Origin of the sequence: Methanothrix thermoacetophila PT (assembly GCF_000014945.1) — an archaeon.
GTDB classification, from domain to species: Archaea; Halobacteriota; Methanosarcinia; order Methanotrichales; family Methanotrichaceae; genus Methanothrix_B; species Methanothrix_B thermoacetophila.
In genome coordinates this window covers 1,541,301-1,557,878 of sequence record NC_008553.1, presented here as the reverse complement: position 1 = coordinate 1,557,878, position 16,578 = coordinate 1,541,301, and the positions used below count along the sequence as shown (strand labels likewise).

14 protein-coding genes and 1 other RNA gene are annotated in these 16,578 nt (G+C 52.7%); 7 read left to right on the top strand and 8 right to left on the bottom strand.

The window, feature by feature from the left end; translation table 11 throughout:
* Positions 1-648 precede the first annotated feature (648 nt).
* Both MTHE_RS07595 and MTHE_RS07590 read right to left on the bottom strand, forming a co-directional pair.
* Positions 649-1,410: an Ada metal-binding domain-containing protein gene (locus tag MTHE_RS07595; RefSeq protein WP_011696621.1), complete on the bottom strand. Its 762-nt coding sequence runs from the start codon at positions 1,408-1,410 to the stop codon at positions 649-651.
* Positions 1,411-2,532: 1,122 nt separating this feature from the next.
* On the bottom strand, positions 2,533-2,790 hold the full coding sequence (locus MTHE_RS07590) for a UPF0147 family protein (protein ID WP_011696620.1): 258 nt from the start codon (positions 2,788-2,790) through the stop codon (positions 2,533-2,535).
* 808 nt (positions 2,791-3,598) lie between these two features.
* On the opposite strand from MTHE_RS07590, the gene MTHE_RS07585 reads away from it, so the two are divergent.
* The 3 genes from MTHE_RS07585 (at position 3,599) to MTHE_RS07575 (ending at position 6,555) form a co-directional block, all read left to right on the top strand.
* Entirely contained in the window at positions 3,599-4,018 is a 420-nt protein-coding gene (locus MTHE_RS07585) for an Sjogren's syndrome/scleroderma autoantigen 1 family protein (RefSeq protein WP_232840847.1), read from the top strand.
* Between the two features lie 430 nt (positions 4,019-4,448).
* Positions 4,449-5,675 carry an ORC1-type DNA replication protein gene (locus MTHE_RS07580; protein ID WP_175266083.1) on the top strand — a complete coding sequence of 409 codons (1,227 nt, stop codon included), beginning with the start codon at positions 4,449-4,451 and terminating at the stop codon, positions 5,673-5,675.
* 145 nt (positions 5,676-5,820) lie between these two features.
* Positions 5,821-6,555, top strand: a complete 735-nt coding sequence (locus tag MTHE_RS07575; protein WP_011696617.1) for a tetratricopeptide repeat protein — start codon at positions 5,821-5,823, stop codon at positions 6,553-6,555.
* Positions 6,556-6,862: 307 nt separating this feature from the next.
* Here the strand turns inward: MTHE_RS07575 and MTHE_RS07570 are convergent, their stop codons facing one another.
* Positions 6,863-7,423, bottom strand: coding sequence for an aldolase (locus MTHE_RS07570; RefSeq protein WP_011696616.1), 561 nt, complete (start codon positions 7,421-7,423; stop codon positions 6,863-6,865).
* A gap of 803 nt (positions 7,424-8,226) precedes the next feature.
* An RNA gene (gene ffs / locus MTHE_RS07565) (signal recognition particle sRNA) lies at positions 8,227-8,542 on the bottom strand.
* Positions 8,543-8,592: 50 nt separating this feature from the next.
* Here ffs and MTHE_RS07560 point away from each other — a divergent pair.
* Both MTHE_RS07560 and MTHE_RS07555 read left to right on the top strand, forming a co-directional pair.
* Positions 8,593-8,835, top strand: a complete 243-nt coding sequence (locus MTHE_RS07560; RefSeq protein WP_011696615.1) for a winged-helix domain-containing protein — start codon at positions 8,593-8,595, stop codon at positions 8,833-8,835.
* A gap of 18 nt (positions 8,836-8,853) precedes the next feature.
* Entirely contained in the window at positions 8,854-9,366 is a 513-nt protein-coding gene (locus tag MTHE_RS07555) for a nitroreductase family protein (RefSeq protein ID WP_011696614.1), read from the top strand.
* A gap of 41 nt (positions 9,367-9,407) precedes the next feature.
* Here MTHE_RS07555 and MTHE_RS07550 read toward each other — a convergent pair whose 3' ends face one another.
* Entirely contained in the window at positions 9,408-10,385 is a 978-nt protein-coding gene (locus MTHE_RS07550; protein WP_011696613.1) for a phosphoribulokinase, read from the bottom strand.
* A 47-nt stretch (positions 10,386-10,432) separates the two neighbouring features.
* Positions 10,433-11,368 carry a transcriptional regulator gene (locus MTHE_RS07545; protein ID WP_175265914.1) on the bottom strand — a complete coding sequence of 312 codons (936 nt, stop codon included), beginning with the start codon at positions 11,366-11,368 and terminating at the stop codon, positions 10,433-10,435.
* A 595-nt stretch (positions 11,369-11,963) separates the two neighbouring features.
* On the opposite strand from MTHE_RS07545, the gene MTHE_RS07540 reads away from it, so the two are divergent.
* Positions 11,964-13,148, top strand: a complete 1,185-nt coding sequence (locus tag MTHE_RS07540; protein WP_011696611.1) for an argininosuccinate synthase — start codon at positions 11,964-11,966, stop codon at positions 13,146-13,148.
* Between the two features lie 172 nt (positions 13,149-13,320).
* Here the strand turns inward: MTHE_RS07540 and MTHE_RS09195 are convergent, their stop codons facing one another.
* Positions 13,321-14,316 (bottom strand): RPA family protein, encoded by a 996-nt coding sequence (locus MTHE_RS09195; protein WP_235619459.1) that lies wholly within the window; start codon positions 14,314-14,316, stop codon positions 13,321-13,323.
* Entirely contained in the window at positions 14,316-15,533 is a 1,218-nt protein-coding gene (locus MTHE_RS07530; RefSeq protein WP_011696609.1) for a replication protein A, read from the bottom strand. The genes MTHE_RS09195 and MTHE_RS07530 overlap by 1 nt, the downstream gene beginning before the upstream one ends.
* 580 nt (positions 15,534-16,113) lie before the next feature.
* Between MTHE_RS07530 and MTHE_RS07525 the strand changes: the two genes are divergently transcribed.
* Complete coding sequence (locus MTHE_RS07525) at positions 16,114-16,554, top strand: hypothetical protein (RefSeq protein WP_011696608.1); 441 nt, start codon at positions 16,114-16,116, stop codon at positions 16,552-16,554.
* The last annotated feature ends 24 nt before the right edge of the window (positions 16,555-16,578 follow it).

The window sequence follows — 16,578 nt, the reverse complement described above, 5'->3', positions numbered from 1 at the left end:
TGCCACAAGTTAAGGCAGTGATCTCCGATCCATCTGAGGACTCGATCCGGAGAGGCACTGGTCCTGCTATGAGTTCTTGGGGAATGGTTACCTTTCTGGGTGTTGAACAATCCCAACCGTTGCCCTCACACTGGTCCTGCTATGAGTTCTTGGGAAATGGTTACGGTGCATCCGGCGCGGCATCTGTGCTATCCTGGGGGATTTCTGGTCCTGCTATGAGTTCTTGGGGAATGGTTACAGCCCTCTGTCTTACCTCAGGTAGTCTACCTTCATTGAGTTTATCCTAAAGGGTTGGCTCCACTGAGCGTGGTTATTTTGAACAATATCGGCATCGAAATCGATATCTATAGGCCTGTTAATTTTTGTCCGTCGCCCCACTACCTGGTTGATGGGCATGAATCTCCTGCAGCTGTCGCTAAAGTTGAGGGGCGGGGTTTCATGCGCCTCAGAACTCATAGGGCTCATCACATTTCAGAGACCTGGTGTCATCATCGGCGCCGGAGTCTGGTGTTTCAAGGGGAGGCAGGTGCATCGAACTCCCCGACTGCAACCAGCCTTCGCCGCGTTCGGAACGGCCCGATGACCGAACGACGGGTAGAGGAATAGAGCGCCTTTCCTGAGAAGCCAGAGTTCAGACCTCCCTTCGTATCAGGGATTGCACACCTTGCATGGCTCATACCCTCTGGCTTCTGCCTCCTCCTTGCTCGAGAAGACTACAAGGTGCTCAGGCTTTATCTTCCTGGCGTACCGGCAATCTGGAAGATGGTATTTCCTGGAGGTGGCGCTCCCGACGTACTTCGCACCATCCTGCCCAGGCTCTGCAGATCTGTCTGTGACATTGAGACCTGCTTCGTCATCTTTCGTATTTTTTCCTGTCTCATCCTCCTCAGATCGATCTTCCTGATCTTCCGCGGTATCATCCCCATTTCTGGCCGGCGCTTCGGCAGGCTCACTGAATGAAAGCGACGGCGGATATATCGACTCTTCCAGGCTGCTCTCCAGGATATGAACTGTACGCTCGGCGCTTTGAATTGGGCCATCAGCATCAGAAACCACAAGGCGGCATGTGTAGCCCCTGCCAGGGTACAGTCTTGCAGCCTTTGAGAACTCGAATGCAGTCTGACCTGGAGCCACATCGATCAGCAGGTATTTCGACCGCAAGACTTCCTGACCTTCTCTCAAAAGAGCTGCCTCAAGCAGAAGATAAGGCTCGGAACTGTTGGAGGTGAGGTCCAGCGTGCCCCATACCCGGAAGAGCTCGCTGGAGATTCCGGACTCGAACTCGAGATCGAGCTTTTTATACGTATGGACGTCCACAAAGCCGCTCTGCTCAGCAGCTTTTTGCTCAACACACCCCTGAACAAACGTCAGAGCCAACAAACCGCATATAAGTGGGATAAACCTGAACACAGGGACCCCCTCATTTCCGATGGAGACATTGCGGGATGGATCTGATCAAATGCACAACTTTTTTTCTGCAAGTTCCCGCCCGCCCTGAAGGGCGGGGCTTTCTGCGCTTCGATTACTTCCAACTACATCGAAGCCTCTCGACGGAGTCGAGGACTTCTGCTATCCGGTCATCCGATATGCTTCTACTGTCGTAGGAGCACCGACTGCTTCAGCAGCCGCTCCTCCACATGCGATGCCCCTCAACCCAAGGTGATCCTGAGACCACGACAATTAGCTTGAAGCTCTGGGCACTTCGAAACGCCAGAATGAACCTCAACCCAAGGTGATCCTAAGACCACGACACTTAGGATTACCCTCCTGCGCTCATATAATGCGTGGCAACTTGTAGGGCATGCGATGTGGTTGGCGATAACATTCCTTCATTCGACTCTCTGGCTGTCTTCGCGCGCTTTCCTGCTCTGTATCTGCGATGTGGTTGGCGATAACATTCCTTCATTCGACACGAACGCATAGCATGACCACTGCTCCTTCGGGCAAGTCATCAAATGGATAAGAGCGACCTCCTGCAGTGGCATGTTTTTGGAAGAGACCATCTCGGAGCAAGTCTGCTGGAGAAGATAGCCGCAGCTGGAAATCCTGCAGCAGCACATTTTTGAAAGAGATCATCTCAGACGCTTTCATCCATCTCTTTTTTATTGCATGCGGGGTTTCCGTAATACAACCACACGACCTCTCATCAGGGCAGGCCCTGAATTACGCGGCCGGGCAGTCCTGTAGGTCTGTCACCAGCAGACATTTGGCCTGAGACGTTTAGCAGATTCTGGCGCAGTCACGAAAGCACAAAACAGCCAACGGTCTCGGTAAATCGCATGAGAGCTGTCAGTGGAGGTAGTGGAAGTTGATCACTGATAATTACTGATGGCTGTTGATAGCGCTTTTGATGCTCTATCGCTATTAGGTTGCGGGCTCTGATCAGGCCTCTGATAGCCTGACGATCTCGCTGAAGCCACGTCCACGCAAGAGGCGTTCTCCGAGGCCAGCTGGCTGAATGCTGCGGATCTCAGTGACGTGAGTGCACACCAAATACCAAACTCCAGGAAGATCGCATGTATGTTTTGTGTTTCAGCTGACAGGTATCGTCTCAAGCTGGCTTGCAACATTCCATATCAGCGTTCTTGTGTGAAGGGGAATATTCGGATCGTTGCTTATCTCGTCAAGTATGGATATTGCTGAAGCTGCTTTCACCGCTTCGGCGAGACCTTCCTGGAGAAGTATGCCCTTGACGTTCTCTGCAGAGCGCCTAATGTTCCTTGGCACAGTATCGTCGCTCATTATCCGCTCCAAAATCTCGACACATTGCTTTATCACTTTTTCAGACATAATAAAAATCACCACCGTTGCGTTTTCTGGGGCTGCAAAAGGGTTTAGGATCAGTCCCCGCCTCAGCTTTGTATTCTGCATGTATATCGTTGTATTTAAAAGTATGGTTGAGACCTCAGGTCTCTACCCGAATAAGCAAACGTTCTTATGTGCGCAGCAACTTGTAGAGCATGTGATGTGGTTGATGATAGCACTCATTCATTCGACACAAACGCATACCATGACCAGTGCCCCTTTGGGCAAGTTATCATATGAATAAGAGCGTAAGCAAAAAGTTATTGTGATAAACAAGAGCTGTAAAGCATATAATTTTGGATCTCGCTTCTTATTTGAACACGTTCAGACCTCGGAACCTATTTGAATAAGGATTGAGTGTCATCTCCATCAAAAAGGATTAAGCCACAGATCTCTGAAATCATCATTATCCGAACAGGTTCAGACCTTGGGACTAGTCCAAATAAAGACTAAGTATCTTAACGGTCCAAAAGCAGTAAGGCCAAAACTTCTGGCTTCAGCTCTCATTCGGAAACGTCCCGACAATCAGAGCGAAAAGATAAAAGCGACAGGTAGCAATAAATTCGTGGAGGCTCATCCAGCTGGAATGCAAGACTGGAAGGAGGTGCTGGAAAACTGCCGTATCTGTGCTCCTGAACACCAACTCAGCTTGAAGACGTGGTAATTCGAGAAGATGAGCCTTCATTTTGCTAGATCTGTCGGTACGATCGTACCTGGTAGGCTTGAATACGTGGTAATTTGAGAGGAGATGAGCCTTCATGGGTATGGATTCCTGTGTCAAAGGCGATTGGAAATGAACGAGAAAATGGACGAAGAAGAGATGATCAGGCGCATCACGAGAATGATGGAGATTGGCGGTACCATGCTCGCGGAGCACCATGATTGTGGAGCTCCGCTTTTCCGGTATAAAGGCGAGATCATATGCCCGGTCTGCTCAGTTTCCGAGAGGGTTGAGCAGGAGACCACTGGAAGAGTACCAGAAGAGGAGAAGCGCGTTTCAGAGAAACACCCTTCAGAAAGCACAGTCCAGGTCGGAGTTACGTCGTCTCTGGGGAGCCATGATGAAAAAGAGTGTCTTGCAGTCGTGAGGAGCTCACTTCATGCAAAGCTGAGGGAGCTGTGTAAAGGTATAGCTAACGAGCAGGATCTGTCCAGCCTGAAGTCAAAGCTAGAATGCATTGAAATAGCGATCAGAGCACTTAAACAGCTTTGATCCAGAATTGCTGGCTTGAATAACTGGTCGTGGCATTCCCCCTGTGATTTGGCAAATCAGCAATCTTACATATGGGTAGAGGCGATTAATGCTGGTTGTACATGGCTCATCACTCTAAGGCCTCATGAGCCTGAACGATTTCAAACAGGATCTCCAGCTACGTGGTGGTTGTACAGAGTTCATCACTCTAAGGCCTCATGAGCCTGAACGATTTCAAACAGGATCTCCAGCTACGTGGTGGTTGTACAGAGTTCATCACTCTAAGGCCTCATGAGCCTGAGCAAATACGGGCTCACGATTCTCTGCCGGTGTGTATGGCAATCTCCACTGGAAATAAAGGGGTTGGTCCCCTTCCACTGGAAATAAAGGGGAGATCACCATAACTCTTAATACCATCCATGCCAAGGATGCATTGTTCGAGGGAGTTCTTGTGACCACTTCTAGCGGGTTGTTTGCCAGCTTTGTCGGCCAAGGAGGTATATTCAGGTCGCGGGACGTTTTGCGTTCCACCTACACTCCAAAGGAGCTGCCCCACAGAGAGGAGCAGATACAGGAGTTAGCATCAGTCCTAGCTCCGGCCCTGCACGGCGAGACACCCTCAAATATCCTCATCTACGGAAAGACCGGCACGGGAAAGACTGCCGTCGCGAAGTATGTAGGCAAGGAGCTGGAAGAGGCGGATGCAGGGTCTACATGCTCTGTCATATACCTCAACTGCGAGGTTGTCGATACGCAGTATAGGGTACTCGCACACCTCGCCAGGCACTTCGACAAGGATATTCCCATGACCGGCTGGCCCACCGATCAGGTCTATTCGGAGTTCAGGAACGCGCTGGATGAGAAGAAGCGCGTGGTCGTCATAATGCTCGATGAGGTCGACAAGCTCGTCAGGAAGGGTGATGATGTTCTTTACAACCTCTCCAGGATTAACTCCGATCTGGTCCAGGCAAGGGTGAGCCTCATCGGCATATCGAACGATCTGAAGTTCACCGAGTTCCTGGATCCCAGAGTGAAATCCTCGCTTGGCGAGGACGAGATCATATTCCCGCCCTACAACGCGGAGCAGATACAGGATATACTGGAGCAGCGGGCTGAGCTGGCGTTCAGGCCGGGCGTGCTCGCGGATGATGTCATACCTCTCTGCGCGGCCTTTGCGGCGCGGGAGCATGGTGATGCGCGACGCGCGCTTGACCTTCTCCGGATCGCAGGCGAGATCGCGGAGAGGGCAAGGAGCCAGATGATCACCGAGGAGCATGTGAAGGCAGCGCGGGACAAGATCGAGCAGGATAGGGTGGAGGAGGTCATAAAGACGCTACCGACGCAGTCAAAGCTTGTGCTCTACAGCATCCTTCTCTTGGAGGAGCAGGCTGCCAGGAACATAACAACGAGTGCAGTTTATGGCATGTACAAGCAGCTCTGCCCGCTTGTCGAAGTTGAATCGCTCACACACAGGAGGATCACGGATCTCATAGCCGAGCTTGATATGCTTGGCATTCTTCACACTGTTGTAATAAGCAAGGGGCGCTATGGAAGAACGAAGGAGATCTCTCTGAGTGTTCATCCGCCAAAGCTGAAGAGCATACTGCTTCAGGACTACAGGCTCAAGGATCTCGCGAACTTCAGCGTGCCCACACAGGCCCGCTTCGGCCCTGTTTGAGCGGAGGCATGCGGCGATAAATCTCCAAATCGGCAGAGTTCCCCTGAAGCCCCCTGGCTGAAATGGCTAGATGAGGCGGATGCACATCTGCATATCGTCGATGCGTATTTGTATATCAGCTCTGAAGATTGAAGATGGTGTTATTTTGAGTGAGAAGTCGGGCAGGAATGAAGTGGAGGATGTTGAGAGCACCTTTGCAGTTTCAGCGCCGGATATGCCCTGCGACCAGAGTTTTTTTGAGACCGATTTGATGAATGCGGATCTTTGGGTCGCACGTGGCAGATACCTCATGAAGGCTCTTGGGAGATACTCAGATGCGCTGGATGCGTTTGAGAGGGCGATCGAGCTCGATCCATCACATGCCAGAGCCTGGAGGGGAAAGGCTGCAGCTCTGAACAACCTCGATCGCTACTCTGAGGCGCTAGAGGCTTGCAAGCGCGCGCTAGAGCTCGATCCGTTCAATTCCAGAAGTTGGATCGTCAAGGGTTTTGCTCACCATAGCCTGGGGGAGTACGAGGAGGCGGTAAAGAGCTATGACAGGGCAATCGAGCTCGATCCGATGGGGCAGGATGCGAGAAGGGCCTGGAACAACCGTGGTGCTGCTCTCGATAACCTCGGGCGGCATGAGGACGCTCTCAGATCGTATGATGAGGCGATCATGCTCGAGCCATTTGATGCATATGCCTGGAACAACAAGGGGGTCTCGCTTGTTGCTCTCAAGAGATATGACGATGCGCTGCTCTGCTTCGAGAAGGCCATAAAGATCTACCCCGGCTACTGGACCGCCTGGATGAACAGGGGTGGGTGCCTGAAGTCCCTGGGCAGACACGAGGAGGCGGAGGAGTCACTTGAGATGGCAAGGAGGATAGAATTGTCATGATCTGACCACGCTCTCTATCAGCGTGGTCGTCTCAAAATTGCTTCGAAAATCTGGCCCAGAGCCTGGTTGTGTTGATCAGCAGTCCCCAGGAGTTCTCATTACTCAAGGTGATGTATCGATAGCAGATATTTTTGAGACGAGTTCACCATCTGCAGTGTGTATCTTGTAACTCAGGAGATGGTTAATCCCCGCTGGCGAGCAGTATATAGAAGAAATGGTAGAGGACGAATGCCGCTGGTTGGCTCGTCAGAGTTCCCTCTCTGGCGATTTGACCCCATGAGCCCAAGGTAAACGCACAGCCTTCGGTTCAGTCTTTGGGCGCAACCCTCCCCCATCTAACCAGATATCTTATTTTGGAGCTGTGCTCAGCCATTGATGCTGTGATATACGCATCTCTCAGGTCTCCTCCTTTGGCGAAGACTCCGTGGCCGCGCGCGATGCATGCCCTGTGGTCCATGAGAGCATCGGATACGGCGGAGGCGAGCTTCTCGCTGCCGAACTGGCCGTCGACCACAGGCATCTCGCCCAGAAATGCAATCCCCTCGCTGTCGATTGGCATCACAACATCTTCCAGGAGCGATAGCGCCACAGCGTAAGGGGAATGGGTGTGTATCACTGCTCTGGCATCTGTGCTGCGGTATATGGCTCTGTGAACCGGGGTCTCACAGCTCGCGAGGCTGTCATCGGCACACTCTCCGTCTCTCTCAACAAGCACCACCTGTCTCTCGTCGATATCGTCGAGCATGGAGCCGGTGCATGTTATAATTATCCCATCTTCAGTCAGCACCGAGATGTTGCCGAAGCGCGAGCCGGTCAGACCCTGCTCAACAAGCTTTTTCCCGAACCTGGCAATCTCCATCCAGATCATGGTATCTCCTCTGCAACCATCAAGTTACGCTATTGGACTCATCTCGGAACCGCATAAACAATGCGACCGGCGATCTGGGTCCGTCTGAATATGTGCTTATGACAACCAATAGCTGTAAGGTTCGTATTTATGGCTCCAGCCTCTTACTCGGAGAGGTCCAGCGATCCTGCAGTTCCTCTTCCAGTACCCATGAAGGGCGCAACGAATTCTCTGCTGGCCCATGTCTGTGGTGAGTTCGGAGCCAATTGTCCTCTTAGTCTGTAAGGTGGTGTTACTCAGATCATTGAAACGTATCTGCTCGGTGAGAGTGCTTGAGTTACTGATCAGTGAGGCTGCTATCATCGGGGTTCAACCAGAAATCTGCCGGGAGGGCGATTTACCTCAACATATCGAGCATGCTCACTGAAACCCCGCATGCAATGAAAAGGCATGCTAGAAGATGAATTCATCCGTGGTGATGGTCAGTTTCCCAAAACGTGTCGCTACAAGAGGTTAACCCTGAGTGTCGTGCTTTCACGGCAAAAGCATATTGCTTTCCGGGAGTTGTGATCTGTTGTATCTGTTGTGCCAGTGGATGCGGATTTCTGGAGTTCCATTCAGCGATTCAATCTCACTGCCATGTGTCATGTTGTGGGACCGAATAACTGAGTGGGTCGTCAAAAAATCAGCAATCACATAGCACTGCGTAAGTCCAGTGAGCGGATGCTGCAGGTCTCATAAATACACACGACCGGATCCCTGGAGATCTCGCTGCCGATCGATAACCGGACCGGAGACGGTTCGCGGAAATGGCAGATCATTTTTGGCGGGTGCGCTGGAGGTTGCCAGAAGCACCGCGTACCAGTTGATCCATCTGCTTTCTCCTCCCCGCGATCCTGTAAGCGACGGTTACCCGCAGTGGGTCTGCTCCCTTCCGGGCCTGAACCGGTGCCTGCAGTTAGGGCCAGCGAGCCCGCCCTCCGGCTGACTCCCTGACCGATGCCGTCCCTACAGAACGGAGAATCATTGTACGCAGATGGGCTGAATACACGGCGCATAAAGTCGCCCACCAGCTTTGTCCCCCGCATATCGGCGATTTCGGGTTACAGGTGACGCCGAACCACCCGGACTAACCCGCCACAATCTATTAGGATATTGGAAGCAATAAAACTATCGTAGAGGTATGCAGAATGGATGATCTGATAGGGTTCGTTCTGGGAAATAAACACAGGGGGCGCGTGATAGAGGTTTTGGGATCGAAGGGCCCGATGAGTGCGGACAAGATCGCGAAGATCGAGAGGATAACGCCGCCCGCTATAAGAAAAGTGCTTCAGGATCTGGACGAGCGGGGCCTGATCGAGGAGTTGGATGGCGCATGGCGTCTTACAGAGAGGGGTGTTGAGCTCGAGCGAGAGCTCAAGAGGAGATCTTAGAGTGGGGAGGCAGAGCTAATGGACGTGATCGAGGCCATAAGAAAGAGAAGGAGCATAAGGAAGTATCAGGAGAGGCCTGTAGAGGAGGAGAAGCTCAATCGTATACTTGAGGCTGGAAGGCTCGCTCCATCTGCAAAGAACCTCCAGGACTGGAAGTTCGTAGTTGTGAGAGACAAAGAGAGGCGCAAGAGGCTCGCTGAAGCTGCAAAGAACCAGTGGTTCATCGCAGAGGCGCCTGTGGTCATAGTGGCCTGTGGGACAGAGACTAAATATGTGATGACATGCGGTCAGCACACATACACCATAGATGTGTCGATAGCGGTCGACCACATGACATTGGAGGCGACCGAGCTCGGTCTCGGGACATGCTGGATCGGCGCCTTCTACGAGGACAGGGTCAAGAAGATTCTGGATGTCCCGGAGAACATTCGCGTTGTCGCGCTTCTCCCCCTCGGATACCCTGCGGAGGATCCCGAGCCCAGGCCGAGAAAACCTGTTGAGGAGATCGTCTGCTACGAGAGATGGTGCTGATATAGAGCAGCAGTGCGCAAACTTCGAGAACGGAGAGGAGGTCACCAGGCGAGATTCGCGATCTTCTCCAGGAACCTCCAGATCAGGATGAGCTGTGTCATCTCGGTCGCATTGACATAGGATCCGTGATCCTCCTGACATCCTTCCGTTACAGAGGGAACATCTCTGCCTAGAAAGTCGCAGAGCTTCCTCTCCAGATCTTTTATCATGGTAAGTGGAAACTCGCCATCGAGGGTCATGACCCCAACTCTCTTCCCGTAGTAGTCGTCCCTCTGGAACTCTATCGAGAACTCACGCTCTGTGAGCCGCATTATCCTGCTCAGGTCTATCGTGAGATCGACCTCGTCCAGGGGATGATCCAGAATCTGCTGTATGATTCGCACCGAGTATTTCTCCCGAGCAGAGCCTCTCGCGATCTCCGTCCACTCCGGCGGTATCCTCGAGTCCTGGATCTTTATCACCATCTCAGCATAAACCTTCTGCACATCCACATAGAGCTTGTAGTCCGGCTCCCTCTCCAGAATCTCCCTCATCACATCCTCCGGGGCATAGCCCCTCTCTCCCACATCCCTCCTGAGCTTCCATCTCCTCTTCACAGCTCTGCTTGGATCTACAAAGATCTTGAAGTCCGAGAGCTTTCTCAGCTCCTCTGTGTAGAATGGATGGAGCCCCTCGACAATGATCACAGGGGAGGGCTTGAATATAACCGGCCCTCTGATCTCTCCAGTTGTGTGATCGTAGACGGGCTTTTCTATCGCAAGTCCTCTCCTGAGCATCGCCAGATGCTCGGCCAGCAGGTCGAACCTGTTTGCCTCTGGCCTCAAAGGCGTTATCCCGAGGGTTTTTCGCTGTCTCCGATCAAGACTGTGATAGTCGTCCATGGAGAAGGTGCTGACCACGTCCTCGCCCAGCAGCCGGCGGATGCCTCTTGTGAACGTCGTCTTGCCGGATCCGCTGTCGCCGGCAACCGCAACAACAAACACTCTGCCAGATTCACGGATCTTCTCGAGAAGTCGCATAGATCCAGGTCCTGCCGAATATTTAATAAAATAACGCTCAGTGTGATCTAATAAGCTGAGCTCTCTCGCCTGGTCATCAGGAGATCCGCGAAATCTTTTCTGCTATCGATTTTTTCTATCTCCTTCCGACCTATGACCGCAGTCCTCTCTATCCTGTCTATCTTCGTCTCACCATCGACAATGAGCGCGGAGTGTGTGAGTGTGACAGATGAGAGGCTGCTCATTAGCCTCGCACGTTTGATCATGCCTGTGGTGAGCCTGCTCACGCCTGTGAGGACCACCATGTCCTCATCTCTCGTTATCGCATTGAAGGGCGCCTGGGATATAGGGAATACGCGAAGCCCGATTTCCACGAGTCTACGCAGAATGCTGTCCTTGACCTCTGTGGTGGCCTCCTCCACGAAACGCTGCCTGAATATATCCACTGCCTGGATCAGCTCCTCCTGGAAGATCTCCTCGAGCTTCAGGGCTATATCTATCGATGTGTCCATCGACTCGCTCTCATACTTGCTCACGGTGCGTCTCGAAACGCCGAGCTCCGCTGCCAGCTCGCCGATCGAGATCCCGCGCTCTATTCTGAGCCGCTGGAGCATCTCCCCATCGATTTTGACATAAAGACCGCCATGTGCTGCGTATACCAGGGGAGGGATACCACCAAGCAGGTAATCGGCAAGTGTCGGCAGGCTCACTGTCGGAACTCCATACCTGTAGTAGACCGCACCCCTCTCAAGCATCTGATCTCTTGTCTTCTCACCCACAATCAGCGGCTGTCCAAGCAGATGGCCAGCAAGTCTGGTGATCTCGCGGGCTGTGCGCTCGTTCAACCCATCTATATTCGAGAGAATCTTGAGCAGTAGGAGCAGCTCCTCTCGCCTGGCTGCAAGATCAAAGCTCCTTGGTCTGATATCGCACATGGACGATACCAGGAAGCCTGCCTCTCTCAGCACATTGATCACGCTGCGGGTCAGAAGCTCCTTCTCCATCGCTGTATTAAATCTGAATAGCAGATATTTAAATCTTGAGCTGGGATCCCTGCGCCTGCCCGGCGCCATGAAGCTGTGGTTCTTCTATTTAGAGCGCTCCAGCGTGGCAGCCTTTGCTTTACGCTAGCTCTTCTGGTATGGAAATGGTTCTCGCAATGGTCCATTTTCCTCCACATGGGTGACCTTGGGTCATGTTGTTTTTTTTCTGCTATCTCGTTCAAGTTCTTAGACTGCCGGAATCGATTTCCTGCATCTCATTTTTCGTCGTAATTACTTTGTCCTTGTACTGTTGGGACCTGTCCGAATAAGAGCTGAATTTGGAAATGTGTGGATTGCTGCTTTTGGATGGAGGATATTGAGGATCTCCTCCGTCCAAAAGCAGGATCCTCAATACTTATTCGGACACGTCCTACTGTTGTGTTGGATAATTAATAGCTCTGATGTCGAATGCGATCGATTTTGCTGGAATCAGAATTTGTATGAATTCGGTTTCTGCTATCGAATTCTCAAATATTTTTCAGCAGAGCACCTTGTATGGGAAGGTCACCTGGCCACTCATAAAATTGAAATAACTTGCTCCCTTCCGGTTACCAGCATGACAGATAAAGCTGAGGTTGCTCTTGCTTATTCCGGCGGGCTTGACACATCTGTTTGCATTCCGCTTCTGCGTGAGCGTTACGGCATGAAGCGCGTTGTCACAGTGCTTGTTGATGTCGGCCAGCCGCCAGAGGATATCGAGCGGGGTAACAGGCGGGCTGAGAAGCTGAGCGATGAGCATTACATCATAGATGCGAAGGACGAGTTCGTCAGGGACTACATATTCCCGCTCATCAAGGCCAATGGCTCGTACGAGGGCTACGTCCTCGGAACCGCCATAGCGAGGCCTTTGATTGCAAGAAAGGTCGTTGATGTTGCAAGAAAGCTTGGGATAAATGCGCTTGCCCATGGCTGCACAGGGAGGGGCAACGACCAGCTCAGGTTCGAGGCGGTCTTCAGGGCCACCGGAATGAGGGTCATTGCGCCCATGAGAGACCTTGACCTCTCAAGGGAGTGGGAGATCGACTATGCGAGGGAGCATGGCATAGACGTCCAGGTATCGAAAAAGCGCCCCTGGTCCATCGACGAGAACCTGTGGTCGAGATCGATCGAGGGTGGGATGCTTGAGGACCCATTCTTCGAGCCGCCAGAGGAGATCTACGCCTGGACCAGAACCCCGGATGGAAGTGTACCTCCTGAGATTGTTGAGATCGAGTTCGAGCGAGGCGTGCCCGTGTCGCTAAACAACGAGCGCCTCGACGGCGTCGAGCTGATCAGGCGGTTGAATCTCATCGCAGGGAAGCACGGGATCGGACGCACTGATATGATAGAGGATCGCGTTCTTGGTCTCAAGGCCAGGGAGAACTATGAGCATCCAGCAGCGACTGTTCTCCTGACGGCGCACAGAGATCTCGAACAGCTTGTGCTCTCGAGAGCAGAGCTCAGGTTCAAGGCCAGCGTCGATGAGGCGTGGGCGGAGATGGCCTACATGGGACTTCTGGACGATCCGCTTTTTGCAGATCTGAATGCGTTCATCGATCAGGCCAACTCAAGGGTCAATGGGGTCGTTCGCATGAAGCTCTTCTGCGGCAATGCGATGCCTGTGGGCAGGAGATCTCCTGATGCGCTCTACTCTCAGGAGATGGTATCATTCGACTCCCAGACTCTGAGCCAGCGGGACGCCGAGGGCTTCGCAAAGTACCACGGATTCCAGGCCAGGCTGCTCAGGAGAAGATCTGGGTGAGAGGAGGGATTGGTGAGAGGCCCGGACACATACCCGGGAGGGTGTGTCCCTGGCCTCCCCAAAGCAATGAGATGAGCTGCTGAACCCCCCAAACAGCCCGGCACAAGGAACGGGCTGTCAACCACCCCCTACCTGAAGACCGGAATTTGCGCCCTGCTACACGAGACGATTCTCAGATATCTATCTCCTCGACATCATCGTCATCTAGGTCGATCAGGCTGCTTATGCGTTTAGATCCCGTTTGTTTTCTCCTGCTGGGCTGCGGTCTGGTGTATGGTCGGTGTAATTCGGTTTCGGTATCCTTTTCATATTCTACGGGTGTCTTTCCGCGAGCCGGGTGGTGCATCGACCCCCTCGAAACATCTCGACGTGCTTCGACTAGCTTCGACTCCGTCGAAACCTCTTGACTTAGTCGAGAGTCGGAACCCCTTGGCGCAGTCGGGGCCAGTTGAGAGTCCAGCATCTCCTCTTCGCCAAGAGGTTTGCCGGCATCCGCAGGCACCTCAGTTTCAACAGGCGCCATGGCAGGGGTCACCTCTTCGATCTCCTGCTCCTTCCTGATGGCGTTCAGGGCTGTGAGGACCATCTGCCTGTACTCCTCTATCTTTGTGGAGTAGTGGCCCATGGCCTTTTTGCAGTCCTCGAGTGTGGTTGCCTCAGGGTGGTACATGGTTCCGGGCTGGAAGTCTGTGTTATGTGGTACATCGATGCTGCGCATGAGCTCCAGCCTCTCGAGCGTCCGGCGCGCTGCCTCCATTATCCACTTGTTACGTGTGTCGAGATCCACCTTCTGTATGGCCTCTGCCCTTATCGATGTGATCTTCTTCCCGTCCTCAGTCTCATAGACTGAGGGTTTGCCGACGACAGCCACGAATGCTGGGATCTCAATCTCAGCAAGCACCCTCGACGCCTCTGGCTGGTACTGTCCTGCGTAGATCAGAATACTGCCAGTCGGATCCGCCAGCCTCCCGCGCCAGTACTCGACCTCCTCGCCGATGTCATCCCTGTCTATCAGCGTCCCAACGACAAAAACCCGATTGCATCTGGCGCCTGTCGGCGTCAGGAGATACTGCGGTGCATACTGCGAGTCATCTCCTTCTCGGAAAGAGAGATCAGATCTTCTGAGCTCCTCCAGAAATACCCTTCTGGCAACCTCTCTGGAGTACATCATAGTCCCTCCGCCCTGCTCACGAGCAGGGAGACATCATCATCGCTGAAGGTCATCTCATTTATGCTGTCCACGAGCAGATACCTGTCCCTAACTGGCCCGGTGACCTCGAAGTACCTTCCTATCAGCTTCTCCTCGATGAGCGCGAGGACGACCTCGTGATCCAGCGCCTCTATGGCCATCTCCTTCGCCTGCTCCATGGTGAGGCCGATGAGTTCCTCAACGCGCTCGCGGTTTATCAGTATGTCTTGAGCGACGAGGCCATCGTCTATTACAGCCTTCACTCTGAGATCGTATACGCCCTCAACCTTCCCGTGATCTGTGCACATACCTTTGGAGAGCGGCCTCCTGCATGTCGGGCACCTCTTGATCAGTCCAGAGCCTTTCTGTATATCCACTATGGCACCTGTGATCCTTCTGTTTAGAGATACCTCTATGGGCTCGTCGGTCTCCTCTATGACCGTGCTTCTGTTTATCTTGACGCTGAACCTTCCCTGGAACTCATCAGTTACGAGATTCTTTAGGAGGTAGCTCTTTCCCTCGACAAGGTCTGGCTGCCCGGACTTCGCCCACTTGACGAACCTAACGACTCCGGTCTCATCTCCGAGCAGGCCCTGCTGCTGGATCGACTCGCTTGAGGGCTCCCAGAGCTGGACGACCTTGGCCCGGAGGTTGATCCACTGCCCTGGCCCGCTGATGTCCACAACCCTGTAATCTGCGGAGCTCTGTGGAAGCACAACAGACTCGATCTCTCTGTCGAGCTCCGCGATCTCGGTGCTTCTGTTTATCTTGACGCTGAACCTTCCCTGGAACTCGTCAGTTACGAGATTCTTTAGGAGATAGCTCTTTCCCTCGACAAGGTCTGGCTGCCCGGACTTCGCCCACTTGACGAACCGTATGTTTCCTGTGTCATCTCCCAGGATCCCTGCCTGGGAGATAGCCGGGCTGGGTGATTCGAAGAGGCTCAGAACCTTCGCCTCAAGGTCCACCCACCTTCCAGGCTCGCGGATCTGGTTTATCTTCACCTGCTCGCTCTTTCTGGAGGGGAGCGCGATGCCTTTCTCTTTCAAATAAAAATTCAGAACGCTTCTCTGCGCCTCCCGAGGAGGGACCTGAAACTTGTCGACAAGAAGACGGTACCTATTCTCCACATCCTCGATGTTGACATCGACCCCAAGCTCGCTGAGCCTGGATATGATCTGCTCAATATCTTCCATTCAACCAGCCTCTAGTTTTCTTTGAGAGGTAGTTGGATATGAGAGAGCATCATAGATAAACTCATGCCATCCGAGGCGAAAGTAATATCCAGACGGGTGCGCAAAGCGTTATGCTGATGCGTTGTGCTGATTACCGATGTGCTGGATGATCTCTGAGGATCTGAAGCAGATGTCGAATCCTGCAACGTTGATTCTGGTAAAAATCGATGGCATTCGACTGTACAGCCCTTTCAACCCAGCACGCAAGGTCATGTCCGTAAAGCAAGACCTTCAGAACTCTGTGGCTTGCTGCTTTTGTTTGTCATAATACTTTCGCTCTTATCCATTTGATGACTTGCCCGAAGGAGCAGCGGTCATGCTATGCGTTCGTGTCGAATGAATAAGTGCTATCATCAACCACATCGCATGCCCTACAAGTTACCACGCACATATGAGCGAATACTTGGTATGAAAATGGTTCTCGCAAGGTCCATGTTCATTCACATGGGTGACCTTGGGGCATGGGTGTTTTTTCCTTATTCGGACAGGCCCGTAAAGCAATGCGGAAAGATTATAACACTATACCACCACTCTTACTGTGATGCTCAGATGTAGGAGGCTGCTGGTGATAGCTTTGATACTGGTGGTTCTTGGCATCGCCCAGTCTCAGCCGATGATTCGCATAGGATCGAAGACCGATCCTGAAGCCCATCTCTTCACTTATGACCAGAAGTTCAGGGAGAGCACGCGCTTCATGAACTACAATCTGAGCATGATTGGTGAGAAGGAGTTCGAGGACTGCAGCAGGCTTTCATCGCGCATGGATCTCAGGATGTTTCCAAGCTGGACCGAGCTGGTCATAAATGCGAACTTCAGCGGCATAGGCAGGATGGGCTATGTTGTATACGATGAAGAGCGAGAGCATCCGAGGGAGGAGCAGTCGACAATCACCCACATGTTCATAGGAAACTTCAGCATGGATGAGCGGCTGCTGGTTGCAAAGAACCATGCTGTGGAGGCCGGATACCTGCCTCCTGTATAGGATTTGAGCTGCATCGGGCCTGCA